This is a genomic window from Caballeronia sordidicola, from assembly GCF_002220365.1.
Lineage (GTDB): Bacteria > Pseudomonadota > Gammaproteobacteria > Burkholderiales > Burkholderiaceae > Caballeronia > Caballeronia sordidicola_C.
This window is the reverse complement of sequence record NZ_MTHB01000032.1, coordinates 1-13076: the sequence shown is the minus strand read 5'-3', so window position 1 is coordinate 13076 and position 13076 is coordinate 1. Positions and strand designations below refer to the sequence as shown.

Below are 13076 nucleotides of genomic sequence, written 5' to 3'. Positions count from 1 at the left end.
GTTTTGTCGCGTGAAGTGTACAAGGGGCGGGTTCGAGCGATGCAGTGACGCAGTGGGCTTTGTCGGGGTTCCAGGCTGGTAGTTCCAGGCTGGTAGCCTCAGCCACGAAGACCACACCATCATTGTTGAATCCAACCGCCTCAATGCTTACGTAATGTCATTATTGAGGCGCTCTTACAAAATCCATGCAAAACGCTCGTCCCATAACCGCGCCTATAGAGCATCACCCGCGTGGTGTGGCCTGCGGGAATGAACTTTAAACGCCAGCGGAACACTCGTTGCTAGGGATTAGTGGTTGCTAAAGCGCTCCATGTGCTCGCCCGGCAACGCGGACATGCGCAGCCTTTGCCACTGCAACTCGGGACGGAGTTTATCGCCGGCGCGACACACTGTTTATCGATGTGCCGGCCAGTGGCCCGTTTCGCTGCTCACGCCTTTTCCCAACCGCTTTGCAACGTCCCGCTTCAGGAAACAGGCCGCAAACCGCATGAACACGAATCCGTCCGCTCTCACACCAACCGGCACCGCGGACAATCCGCACTCTGATCCGGCATCCGGACATCAGGCCGGCCAACCGAACGACTCGGCTCCCACGCGCGGCTGGTTCTCGTTCGTCGGCGCCGGCGCCCTCGTCGCAGTCGGCTATATGGACCCCGGCAACTGGGCTACGGCGCTCGCAAGCGGCGCCAAATACGGCTATCAATTGCTGAGCGTCGTCCTGCTCGCAAGCCTGATGGGCTTGCTGCTGCAATGGGTCGCATCGAAAGTAGGCGTGGTAACCGGCCAGGATCTCGCCCAACTCTGCCGCCAACGCTACAGCCGACGCACCACGCTCTTTCTCTGGATCACCAGCGAAATCGCCATCATCGCGTGCGACGTTGCCGAGGTTGTCGGCAGCGCAGTCGCCCTCCAACTGCTGCTAGGTGTCTCCCTCACCGTGGGGGTGCTGATGTCGGCGGTAGGCACGTTCGCCATGCTCGCGCTCCAAAGCCGTGGACAGCGGCCGCTCCAGATCGCCGTGACTACCCTGATCTTTTTCGTAGGATTCTGTTTTGTCGTCGAGCTCGCGCTCGCCAACCCCTCGTGGCGCGGCGCACTGGCGGGTCTTGCACCGCCTCCCGCCCTGCTGCGCGACGCAGGCATGATCTGGCTGGCCGCGGGTATCCTCGGCGCCACCGTGATGCCGCATAACCTCTATCTGCACTCCGCACTCGTCAAGGAACACGCGAAAAACGGCAACGACCAAGCCATCGCCAACGCCATGAAGGGCGTCAATATCGATACCTTCGCGTCCCTCAGCCTGGCGTTCACCGTCAATGCGTCATTGTTGATCGTGGCCGCCGCCGTATTCCACGCAAGCGGCCACTACGACGTCAACGATCTCGCCGACGCCCATCGCCTGATCGCGCCGCTCGTCGGCAATCAGTGGGCCAGCATCATCTTCGCGGCGGCTCTGCTGGCGTGCGGTCTGAACGCAACGGTGACCGGCACGCTCGCCGGACAAGCCGTCATGGAAGGGTTCCTGCAACTGAAGATCGCGCGGTGGGCGCGAGCGCTCCTCACCCGTGCGCTGGCAATGGGGCCGGCTCTGCTCGCGGTCGGCGCGTTCGGGGAACATGGGTCGAACCAGTTGCTTGTCGCAAGCCAGGTCGTGCTGAGCTTGCAGTTGCCGCTGGCCGTGATCCCCCTCGTGCGCTTCGCATCCGATGCCGGACTCATGGGCCGGTGGCGCATCAAGCGCATTCCGCTCGCCCTGGCGTGGTTGTCCGCAGCGCTGATCGTGCTGCTCAATGGCGCGCTGTTGTGGCAATTGCTCACTGGTAGTTGATGGCGGCCGGGACGGAAAGAACCGCTGGATTTACCGCTGATCACCGCTTGCACCGGGAACCGTGCTCACTTCACTGTAGCTGTGCCGAGTGCTTCAAACTTCCCGTTCTGACCTCCGGATGCATGCGTCGGCAGACGGCGCCATACGCGTTGCGACAAGCACCACACGCATTGAGACGAGCCAGGAAGCACCTGCCTCCTAGCGGCTCTCATCAAGCAATGAGTTGATAGACGCTGGTCAGGATCGATTTTTGCTGTCGCTGCCCGTTCGGTTCAGCTTTCAAGATGATCCCTCCGCACGCTTACAATTATGCGTTTCGCAAATGTCGCCCCGTGACGGGCCTGATGTTGGTCGCTCAGTTATTCGCTCAGTTATTTGCTCAATAAGTCGCTCAATAAGTCGCTAAACAAGCGGTCGCGCACGGCGGAATCGGGAAGACAAGGGACATGTGTTCCTGCCGCCTCGCCCACGCACGACGCTACTCAACGCAACAAGGACGATCGTTTCATGGCCCGAGGCTCTTTGCCCCTTTCCACCCGCTCCCTCACGTCCTTCCGTCAACGCAATATCGCGACGGCTTACCGCCTGAGCATGCTTGCGTGCGCTATCAGCCTCGGCTGGACCAGCGCCGCCTGCGCCACGGTGTCCGTGCTCCAGCCGGTGCGCGAAGCCGCCGCGGAACAACCGCTCGAACTGACATTGCTCTATAGCGATGACGACAAGCAGCCGCTCACCATCGATGTGCCCAAAGCGCTCAACGTCACGCTGACCAACGGCGATCTTCCGCCACAGCCACTGGCGCTGCAGCGCGAATCCAACGTCCCCGACAAGCTGTCGCTGCGCCCCGGCCAATATCGAAAAGTTCGCTATGCCGCGCCTTGGCCCGACGCGGCGCGCGGCGTGATGAAAATCGATCCGGTAGGCTTCGATTCATCGCCCATGCTGATCACGCTGAACCGCGGCAAGTCGCAAACGCAAGTGGTGGCAGCGGAGACCGCTGAGACGAAGGCGAGGACACCGCAGCAACTGGCGAGCGCAGAAGCCGCGGCGAATACATTGGCCGTGCCGACGACCACCAGTGACCGCATGTTTAGCGGCCGGTTGTCGACCTTCGAACCCATGTATTTCGCCGATGGCCAGAACGGCGATAACCTCGCCAAATTCCAGTTCAGCTTCAAGTACCGCCTGATCATGCCCGACGATCCCCGCTCGCGCAGCTTCCTCGACAACCTGTATTTCGCCTACACGCAAACGTCGATCTGGGACCTGTCGGCTGAATCAGCGCCGTTCCGCGACACGAGTTATGAACCGCAACTGTTCTACTACCTTGAGGACACCGGTTGGAAAAGCTCGTTGTTTTCGCGTATGGGCGTTACGGCCGGTATCGGACATGAGTCGAACGGCAAGAGCGGCGCGGATTCGCGTGGAATCAATATTGCCTTCGTGCGTCCCAGCTGGGACTTCGGCGATGTCAATTTGAACCACCTGACCATATCGCCGAAAATCTATTACTACATCACGAAGAGCGGCAACGAGGACATCCAGGACTATCGCGGTTACGTTGACCTGCTCGTGAAGTACGGCAGTCCCGACGGCTGGCAACTCGCCACGACACTGCGCAAGGGCACAAAAGGCGGATACGGCAGCGTTGATGCCCAATTCACCTATCCGCTCGCCAAACTGATCAACAGCGCGTGGGGCGGCTACCTGTGGGTGGGCTATTTCAACGGCTACGGCGAGGACATCCTCGATTACAACCAGCGACAACACTGGATCGCCCGGATCGGATACAGCATCGCGCGTTAAACTTAGGTCTTTTGCGCGGGCGCTGCGGTTTTCACTGCATGCCGCGCCCGACTACAGGCGTTTTATGGCATCGAACCTTCATGATTTGCCCGACAGCCCGTGCATCGGCGTCTGCTCGACCCTCTTCGACGACGTCTGCAAGGGCTGCGGCCGCATGGCCGGAGAGGTTTCCAACTGGGTATTTCTCAGCGACGCCGAGAAGCGCGCAATCTGGGAACGCATTACCCGCGAAGGCACCGCCATGCGCTTCACCCGCGACAAGGTTTGACGGGGTTTGAGTCGAGCCTGATGTCAGATGCGGACGAATCAACTCGTAGCCCGAACTTCAGCCTGGTTTGCAGGACTCGCGCCGTTCAAGCAGCTGCCGTGGGCCGGATATCTGCGACCAGCAAGTCGAGCAATTCACGCACGCTGCGAATGGCTGATCCGAACGGCAGCACCTCGCGCCCCCGGAAGAACAGTCCATTCGCACGATCTCCACGCAGGGCCGCGGCCAGACGGGTATCGATACAAAAGTGCCCGAACTTTTCGATACCATCGCGCAAACCACACGCCACCAGGCAATTTAGGCCCGTGGGACACTTTTGCGCGCGCGCGCCGATCTTGTCGCGAATCCGTTGCTCATTGCGCAGATAACGATCCAGCCACGGTGTTTTCACCGCGCGGGCCGGCAGGCCGGTCACACTCACGAATTCAACGATGTCTTCCGGCGTTGCGTCGGCGAGAATGCGTTTGAATTCAGGATGTGCGTCCCCCTCTTCGGTCACCGCGAACGCCGTGCCGAGTTGCACGCCGGACGCGCCTGCCGCCAGCCAGCGACGCACCGCCGCATGCCCGTCGATGCCACCTGCCACGATCAACGGAATCTGCGTGCGGCCGATGCCGAGGGTATCGAAGGTCAGCATCGTTTCCTCGATCACGCGAGCGAAGTCAAAACGCTCGCTTGGAATGTCCGCGACGCTTGCCACGCCGAGATGGCCACCCGCATGCCCCGGGTGCTCGATCACGATGGCATCGGGCAAACGATTCTTCTTGAGCCACTTCTTCAGTACCAGCGAGATGCCACGGCTATCCGACAAGATCGGGATCAGCGCGATATCGACACCTTGCGTCAGGTCTGGCAGATCCAGCGGCAGGCCTGCCCCCATGACGATAGCGTCGGCGCCGCTCTCGCACGCCGTCTGTACCGCTGCCGCGTAGGACGAGACCGCGCGCATGACATTCACGGCAATCATGCCGCGGCCCTCGCTCATGGCCTTCGCTGCAATGATCTCGCGCCGCAACGCCGTCTGGTTGGCAGCTTCCAGCGTCGCCTGATCCCGATTCTGTCTGCACATCTCAAGCAGGTCGGGGTGGTGATGGCGCAAGTCGATGCTCGATATTGTTCCCATTGCACCCTCCCGGGCTACGGCGCCGGCCAGCCGGTGCGCGGACACACCCACGCCCATGCCTCCCTGCACAATAGGAAGCAAGGTGCGGCCGCGAATGGTCAGGGGGGTAAGAGGGGTCATGAAAGGATCGTCTCCAGAGTCAAAGTTTTGAGCTTGCAGGAGGTTGGACGAACACACGTTGCTTTTTATCAAGCAAGTTCGACTGTGCTGTTTTTGAGGTTTCCGAACATGATCCGCCCCGGAAAAGCAAACGGCCCGCTTCTGACGAAGCGGGCCGTTTGCGTTACTGCTGATTGTTTTCTATTCGCTGCGTGCTGCGTTACGCAGGATGTAACGCGTGCCGTGTCACTGAACGCCTTGGCTCGCCAGCAATTCCTCGTACGTACCGCCGAAGTCACGAATCGTGCCGTCATTTTTCACTTCGATCACGCGGTTCGCCAGCCCGTTCACGAACTCGCGGTCGTGTGAAACGAAGATCAGCGTGCCTTCGTACTTCTCCAACGCGATTTGCAAGGACTCGATCGATTCCATGTCCATGTGGTTGGTCGGCTCGTCCATCAACAGCACGTTCGGGCGCCCGAGCATCAGCTTGCCCCAGATCATGCGGCCTTTCTCACCCCCCGACAGCACCTTGACCGATTTCTTGATGTCGTCCGCGTTGAACAGCAAACGGCCCAACGTGCCACGGACCATCTGGTCGTCGTCGCCGTCCTGACGATACTGGTCGATCCAGTCAGTGAGCGTCTCGTCCTTCGGGAACTCTTCGTACGTGTCCTGTGGCATATAACCGAGCAGCGCGTTTTCCGCCCACTTGACCGTGCCGCCATCCAGTTCAATTGCGCCCTTCAGGGCGCGCAGCAACGTGGTCTTGCCCGCGCCGTTCTCACCGATGATCGCAATCCGCTCACCCGGCTGAATGCTCAGGCTGAAATGGTTGAAGATGGTGCGATCGTATTTCTTGGTGATGTTGGTCGCCACTACCGCGATGTTGTGCAGCTTTTTCTCGAATTCGAAGCGAATAAACGGATTTTGCCGGGACGACGGCTTGAATTCCTCGATCTTGATCTTCTCGATCTGCTTTGCACGGCTGGTCGCCTGACGTGCCTTTGACTTGTTGGCCGAGAAGCGGCGCACGAAGTCCTGCAAATCGGCCACCTTGTCCTTCGCCTTCTGGTTCGCGTTCGCCTGACGCTCACGCGCCTGAGCCGAAGCCAGCATGTAGTCGTCGTAGTTACCCGGGTACACCTTCAATGTGCCGTAATCCATGTCCGCCATGTGCGTACAGACCTGGTTCAGGAAGTGTCGATCGTGGGAAATGATCACCATGGTCGAGTTGTACTGGTTCAGCACGTCCTCGAGCCAGCGAATGGAGGTGATATCCAGGTTGTTGGTCGGTTCGTCGAGCAGCAACACGTCCGGCTTCGAAAACAGCGCCTGCGCGAGCAATACGCGAAGTTTCCAGCCCGGCGCGACATTGCTCATCGGGCCGGTATGGTCTTCGATCGCAATGCCAATACCCAGCAGCAATTCCCCGGCGCGGGCTTCAGCGGTATATCCGTCGTATTCGGCGAACTTCGCTTCGAGTTCGGCGGCGTGCATGTAATCGTCGTCGGTGGCGTCGGGATTCGCGTAAATGGCATCGCGCTCGGACATTGCGTTCCACATTTCCGTGTGGCCCATCATCACGACGTCGATCACGCGCATGTCTTCATATGCGAACTGATCCTGACGCAACTTACCGAGACGCACGTTCGGTTCGAGCATCACGGTGCCGGCGCTCGACTCCAGGTCGCCGCCCAGAATTTTCATGAGCGTGGATTTGCCGCAGCCATTTGCCCCGATCAGGCCGTAGCGATTTCCTTCCCCGAACTTGACCGAAATGTTCTCGAAGAGGGGCTTCGGCCCAAATTGCATGGTGATGTTGGCAGTAGACAGCACAGCGCGTCCTTTTGAATGGTGTACGGCGAAAAACCTGCAATTTTAGCAGTTTTTGGGACGAATTGCGGCATTGCAGCGGAAAGCTGCATGCGCTGGCACCGGTTCGACCCCTCGCGTAGATTTTGCGCGACGCTCCGGACCGCCCAACGCCGCCCATCCCGAGCCTAGATGCGCTCCGCGATGTAAGCCTTCACGAGACCCGCCTCGGCCGCAACGATATCGAATTTCTGTGGCAATTCTTCAATACCGATAAACGCCGCCGGCCGCTCCGGTTCGCGCTCAAGCGCCTCGCGAATGGTTTCGCCGAATTTGATCGGCTGGGCGGTTTCCAGCACGATCATGGGCACGCCCGGCGTCAAGTGCTCGCGCGCAACCTTCAGGCCGTCGGCCGTGTGGGTATCGATCATGGTGCCGTAACGCTTGAATGCATCGCGAATGGTGTCCACCCGGTCCGCATGGCTGCTGCGCCCCGACACGAAGCCGAATTCCTTCACGCGGGCAAAGTCGCCGCTCGCCGCCAAGTCAAATCCACCCTTTTCTTCCACATCACGGAACAACTGCAGCACGCGCGCGGGATCGCGGCCGAGCAGATCGAACACGAAACGCTCGAAATTCGACGCTTTCGAGATATCCATGCTTGGGCTGGTCGTGTGGTACGTCTCGGCGGCCGAGCGCACGCGATAAGTCCCGGTGCGGAAAAATTCGTCGAGCACGTCATTTTCATTCGTGGCAACGACCAGTTGCTCGATCGGCAAACCCATCATCCGCGCGATATGCCCGGCGCAGACATTGCCGAAATTGCCCGATGGCACCGTGAACGACACCCGTTCCGAGTTCGACTTCGTCGCAGCGAAGTAGCCTTTGAAATAATAGACAACCTGCGCCACCACGCGCGCCCAATTGATCGAATTGACCGTGCCGATCTTGTTGGCCGCTTTGAACGCGTGATCGTTCGACACTGCTTTCACGATGTCCTGGCAATTGTCGAAATTACCGGTCACCGCGAGGTTGAAGATATTCGGGTCTTGCAGCGAAAACATCTGCGCCGTCTGGAACGCGCTCATCTTCTGGTGCGGCGAAAGCATGAAAACGCGCACGCCCTGCTTGCCGCGCATGGCGTATTCGGCCGCGCTGCCGGTGTCGCCCGAGGTGGCGCCGAGAATGTTCAGCGTCTGCCCCTGCTTGGCCAACGTGTACTCGAAGAGATTCCCGAGCAACTGCATGGCCATGTCCTTGAACGCGAGCGTAGGACCGTTCGACAATTCCAGCAGCGACACCGTCGTGCCGCCCTCTTCGCCCAGCGTTTTCAGAGGCGTGATCTGCGACCCGCTCTCGTGATCGCGGACGTTGCTGTACGTGCTGGCCGTATAAGTGCGCCGCGTGAGCGAGCGCAGATCCTCGTCGGGAATGTCGTCGCTGAATTTGCGCAGGATTTCGTAGGCCAGATCCGCGTATGAAAGCGTGCGCCAGGCGGTCAGTTCGTCCGCCGTGACGCGCGGATATTCAGCGGGCAAATACAAGCCGCCGTCCTTGGCAAGACCGCCAAGAAGGATGTCGGAGAAAGTATGGCGCTCTCCGAAACCAGCGCCGCGCGTAGAGATGTAGTTCATTTCAAAGCCCTAGTTCAATCCTTCCATGCGCAGCTTCGTCACTTTCGAGACCACGGTGGAAAGCGCCTCGATCTGCGTGATCGCCGCGTTGATTTCCCGTTCGACCGTTTCATGCGTCAGCAGGATGATGTCGGTTTCGCCCTTGTCCTCACCGTCGACGTGCTCGGATTCCTTCTGCAGCAACGCGTCGATGGAAATGACCTTGTCGGCGAGAATCCGCGTGATGTTGGCGAGCACGCCGGTGACATCCGCCACGCGCAGACGCAGGTAGTAGCTGCTCGTCACTTCCTCGATCGGCAGGATCGGCGTGTTGGCGAGGCTGTCCGGCTGGAACGCCAGGTGCGGCACGCGATGTTCTGGGTCGGCCGTATGCAGGCGCGTGACGTCCACGAGATCGGCGACCACCGCCGACGCAGTCGGCTCAGCGCCCGCACCCTTGCCGTAATAAAGCGTGGTGCCCACGGCGTCGCCGTGCACGACCACCGCGTTCATCGCGCCTTCCACGTTCGCCAGCAAGCGTTTTGCCGGAATCAGCGTGGGATGCGTGCGCAACTCGATGCCCTTCTCCGTGCGCCGCGCGATACCCAGCAGCTTGATCCGATAGCCCAGCGCCTCGGCATAGCGGATGTCGATGGCGTCGAGCTTGCTGATCCCTTCCACATAAGCCCGGTCGAACTGCACAGGCACGCCGAACGCGATCGCGCTCATGATCGTGACCTTGTGAGCCGCGTCCACGCCTTCAATGTCGAAGGTCGGATCGGCTTCGGCATAACCCAGTTCCTGGGCTGCTTTAAGCGCGGTCGCGAAGTCGAGTCCGCGGTCGCGCATCTCCGAGAGAATGTAGTTCGTCGTGCCGTTGATGATGCCCGCGATGTACTGGATCCGGTTGGCAGTCAGCCCTTCGCGCAGTGCCTTGATGATCGGAATGCCGCCCGCGACCGCCGCTTCGAACGCGACCATCACACCCTTCTTGCTCGCCGCTTCGAAAATCTCGCTGCCGTGCACGGCCAGAAGTGCCTTGTTCGCCGTCACCACATGCTTGCCGTTGGCGATGGCGCGCAGCACCAGTTCGCGCGCGATGCCCGTGCCGCCGATCATCTCGGCCACGATGTCGATGGAAGGATCGTCGACGACGGCGTTGAAGTCGGTCGTGACGTCAATGCCCGCCGCGCCCTGCACCTTTGACGGCGTGCGCACCGCGATGCGCGTAATTTCGATGCCCCGTCCGGCGCGCCGTTTGATTTCTTCCTGATTGCGGCGCAGCACCGTGAAGGTGCCGCTGCCGACGGTGCCGAAGCCCAGCAGGCCAACTTTGATCGGTTCCATTGCAGCGTAAGTCTTATAAGAGAGGTTTTAGACAGAGTGACGCTTTCGATAACCATCGAGAAAGCGCGCGATACGGTTAATGGAGTCGGCGAGATCGTCGACGTTTGGCAGGAACACCACGCGGAAATGATCCGGCGTCGGCCAGTTGAAGCCGGTGCCCTGGACCAGCAGCGTGCGTTCTTCGAGCAACAGATCCGTAATGAACTGCTGGTCATCGACGATCGGATACATCTTCGGGTCGAGCTTCGGAAACATGTACAGCGCCGCCTGCGGCTTGACGCAACTCACGCCGGGAATGGCGGTGAGCATGTCGTAGGCGAGTTCGCGCTGCTTGAAGAGCCGGCCGCCCGGCACGATCAGGTCGTTGATGCTCTGGTAACCGCCCAGCGCCGTCTGAATGGCGTACTGCCCCGGCACGTTCGCGCACAGGCGCATGGAGGCCAGGATGCCGAGCCCTTCCATATAGTCATGGGCAATGCGCCGGTTTTCACCCGTCAGTCCGGAGATGTACATCCAGCCCGCGCGATACCCGCAGGCCCGGTAACTCTTCGACAAGCTGTTGAACGTGACCGTCAGCACGTCCTCCGACAACGCCCCGACGGCCGTGTGCTTGAGGCCGTCGTAGACAATCTTGTCGTAGACCTCGTCGGCAAAAATGATCAGGCCATGCTTGCGCGCAAGCTCGATCATGTCCAGCAACAGTTCGTCCGAATACAGCGCGCCGGTCGGATTGTTCGGATTGATGATGACGAGCGCCTTCGTATTCGGCGTGATCTTCGAGCGCAGGTCGTCGAGATCGGGCATCCAGCCGGCAGATTCGTCGCAGAGATAATGCACCGGCGTCCCGGACGACAAGCTCACCGCCGCCGTCCACAGCGGATAGTCCGGTGCGGGCAGCAGGACTTCGTCGCCATCGTTGAGCAGGCCCTGCATGGCCATCACGATCAGCTCGGACGCGCCGTTGCCAATGTAGATGTCGTCCAGCTCAACGCCCGCCACACCCTTTTGCTGGCTGTAATGCATGATCGCCTTGCGTGCGGCGAACACGCCTTTCGAGTCCGAATAACCCGACGAGGTTGGCAGGTTGCGGATCATGTCCTGGATGATCTCGTCCGGCGCGTCGAACCCGAACGAGGCCAGGTTGCCAATATTGAGCTTGATGATCCGGTGGCCCTCGTCCTCCAGCCGCTTCGCGTGCTCGAGCACGGGCCCGCGAATGTCATAACAGACGTTCTGTAATTTATTGGATTTTAAAATCGGTTTCACGGCGGGAAAGCTCACTCGGTGGCTGTAAATCAGGCTCTGGATCAGGAAAAATCGGCAAATAAAGTTGACAAGTCAGGTCTGCGGACTCAGCGCAGGGCCGGCCACGCCAGTGTTTTCGCCCGGCGCGTCGGGCGCGGAACGTGAAAACACGTCAAACCGAGACCGCAAACGCACCGGTCAACGAACCGGGCAACGAACCGGACACCGCGCAGAAACCCTAAGTAGCGACGCGGAACAGGCAGTCTAGCGAAAATGCGTCGGATAGAGGCAGGTTTGGGCGCAATCGTGTGAGCTTATGGCCATCAGGCCAAGGCAAAACGCCCGATTGCGTGTCGGCAAGCAGCTTGTGGCGGCACGCGATGCATCGCGCCGCCCGGTCTCGCAACCCGCTGGCGGCTGTAGGGTAGCCCCCCATCCTCTCGGATGAAGGGCCCCCTAAGAACTGTACGTGCGAGTTTCCCCGCATACAGCTCAAGCCTACATTCAAAGCCCTACCTAATACAGGACCGGCTTCGCTACAACAAGTTTGCCAGCGTGCACTTGCTGGTGGCAATGCGGGTGAAGCAAAACTCTGTTGGACAACGTGTCTTTACCACCATGCATCCGATATTCCAGATGATGGTCGTGCCAACCCGTTTCGTCTGTCAGAGCGGTGCCACAGTGTGCACAAAACCCACCCTGTGACATGTACAGCGTCGCCCACTGCTTGCGATAGCGCATCGATTCCCACATGCGATCCTGCCGCAATTTCTCGCCGTACTGCTCCCACATGGGATCAAAGGGATTGAAATCCCCCTTGAGTTTCATGTGTCGTTTGATGACTGTACCGCTGATTTGGTACAGCTCGAACAACCCATTATCACTATCTTTCCAAACTACAGGAGCAGCAAACACCCACTGCCGGTTGCGAACAGAGTGAAAATATTTCGTCTTCACCCAGCTCGCGTTCTTTTGCGGGTGCCGCCTCTTCGACCACCACCAGAGCCTCCGGAAAACCAGAAACTCCATGCGGCTGTACGCCTGCTTGGCTACCACGGGACTGTGGTACTGCGCCCAGCCCCGAAGCATCGGATTCAACAGGCGGATCAGATCCTCCTGCTTTACCGTCTTGTTACCGCTGATCGTTTCCGCCACCTTGCGATAAAACGCTTGTGCGTTTTTCTTGCTCGGCTTGATGAGCAGCTTTCCCGAGTACTTCCGGAAATTCCAACCAAGGAAATCAAAGCCTTGATCAATGTGAGTAATCCGCGTTTTCTCCTCAGATAGTTGCAAGCCTCGAGCCGCGAGGAAGGCTTCTATCCAAGGTCGGACTTCGTTGACCAGCACCTCTTGTGAGTCGCCGGTGATGACGAAATCGTCCGCGTACCGCACCACATGAACCTTCAGCTTCTTGGCCTTCGCGGTTCCAAATTTCGCACCGAGGTGCGAAATCAGTCCTCGTTCGAGCCCGTTCAACGTTACATTGGCAAGCGTTGGGGAGATGATTCCTCCCTGTGGCGTACCGGCCTCCGTCGCCTGTAGCTGACCTTGATAAATCAGGCCAGCCTTCAGCCACTTCCGGAGGATTGCTGTGTCCATCGGGACATTGCACTCCAACCAGTCATGGTTGATATGGTCAAAGCATCCCTTGATATCCGCTTCCAGCACCCAAGGAGCCGAGCCCTTGTCATGCAAGGATTTGAATAACTGAGACTGGGCATCGGCTGTCGAGCGATGACTCCTAAACCCATATGAGTTCGGGTCGCTCGTTGACTCCGCCACTGGTTCCAAGGCCAGCAAATACAAAGCTTGCATCGCTCTGTCATGCATGGTCGGAATGCCTAAAGGGCGTTCCTTTCCATTGGCCTTGGGGATAAAGACCCTCCGTAGAGGCAGAGGTCTGTATCCGCGCCGCTTCAACCGATCGACAGC

At 59.5% G+C, this 13076-nt stretch carries 9 protein-coding genes; 3 read left to right on the top strand and 6 right to left on the bottom strand.

Annotation, left to right across the window (positions count from 1 at the left end):
* Positions 1-487: 487 nt before the first annotated feature.
* The 3 genes from BSU04_RS04945 (at position 488) to BSU04_RS04935 (ending at position 3902) form a co-directional block, all read left to right on the top strand.
* Positions 488-1828: an Nramp family divalent metal transporter gene (locus BSU04_RS04945; protein WP_089159553.1), complete on the top strand. Its 1341-nt coding sequence runs from the start codon at positions 488-490 to the stop codon at positions 1826-1828.
* A gap of 507 nt (positions 1829-2335) precedes the next feature.
* Positions 2336-3634, top strand: coding sequence for a phospholipase A (locus BSU04_RS04940; protein ID WP_089159552.1), 1299 nt, complete (start codon positions 2336-2338; stop codon positions 3632-3634).
* 64 nt (positions 3635-3698) lie between these two features.
* Positions 3699-3902: a DUF1289 domain-containing protein gene (locus BSU04_RS04935; RefSeq protein ID WP_089159551.1), complete on the top strand. Its 204-nt coding sequence runs from the start codon at positions 3699-3701 to the stop codon at positions 3900-3902.
* A gap of 85 nt (positions 3903-3987) precedes the next feature.
* Here BSU04_RS04935 and BSU04_RS04930 read toward each other — a convergent pair whose 3' ends face one another.
* The 6 genes from BSU04_RS04930 to ltrA all read right to left on the bottom strand — a co-directional run.
* Complete coding sequence (locus BSU04_RS04930; RefSeq protein WP_089159550.1) at positions 3988-5145, bottom strand: NAD(P)H-dependent flavin oxidoreductase; 1158 nt, start codon at positions 5143-5145, stop codon at positions 3988-3990.
* Positions 5146-5370: 225 nt separating this feature from the next.
* Positions 5371-6963, bottom strand: a complete 1593-nt coding sequence (locus BSU04_RS04925; RefSeq protein ID WP_089159549.1) for an ABC-F family ATPase — start codon at positions 6961-6963, stop codon at positions 5371-5373.
* Positions 6964-7127: 164 nt separating this feature from the next.
* Positions 7128-8573: a threonine synthase gene (gene thrC, locus BSU04_RS04920; protein WP_089159548.1), complete on the bottom strand. Its 1446-nt coding sequence runs from the start codon at positions 8571-8573 to the stop codon at positions 7128-7130.
* Positions 8574-8582: 9 nt separating this feature from the next.
* The gene (locus tag BSU04_RS04915) at positions 8583-9899 is read right to left on the bottom strand and encodes a homoserine dehydrogenase (RefSeq protein ID WP_089159547.1); all 1317 of its coding nucleotides are present in this window, start codon (positions 9897-9899) and stop codon (positions 8583-8585) included.
* A gap of 27 nt (positions 9900-9926) precedes the next feature.
* On the bottom strand, positions 9927-11165 hold the full coding sequence (locus BSU04_RS04910; protein WP_179258208.1) for a pyridoxal phosphate-dependent aminotransferase: 1239 nt from the start codon (positions 11163-11165) through the stop codon (positions 9927-9929).
* A gap of 495 nt (positions 11166-11660) precedes the next feature.
* Positions 11661-13076, bottom strand: a 1416-nt coding sequence (gene ltrA, locus BSU04_RS04905) for a group II intron reverse transcriptase/maturase (protein WP_089159545.1), incomplete at its 5' end; no start/stop codon positions are given.

What these genes read in the sequence shown, in the direction of transcription:
- BSU04_RS04945 (WP_089159553.1), top strand. Translation starts at nt 488, where the DNA reads ATGAACACGAATCCGTCCGCTCTCACACCAACCGGCACCGCGGACAAT.
- BSU04_RS04940 (WP_089159552.1), top strand. Translation starts at nt 2,336, where the DNA reads ATGGCCCGAGGCTCTTTGCCCCTTTCCACCCGCTCCCTCACGTCCTTC.
- BSU04_RS04935 (WP_089159551.1), top strand. Translation starts at nt 3,699, where the DNA reads ATGGCATCGAACCTTCATGATTTGCCCGACAGCCCGTGCATCGGCGTC.
- BSU04_RS04930 (WP_089159550.1), bottom strand. Translation starts at nt 5,145, where the DNA reads ATGACCCCTCTTACCCCCCTGACCATTCGCGGCCGCACCTTGCTTCCT.
- thrC (WP_089159548.1), bottom strand. Translation starts at nt 8,573, where the DNA reads ATGAACTACATCTCTACGCGCGGCGCTGGTTTCGGAGAGCGCCATACT.
- BSU04_RS04915 (WP_089159547.1), bottom strand. Translation starts at nt 9,899, where the DNA reads ATGGAACCGATCAAAGTTGGCCTGCTGGGCTTCGGCACCGTCGGCAGC.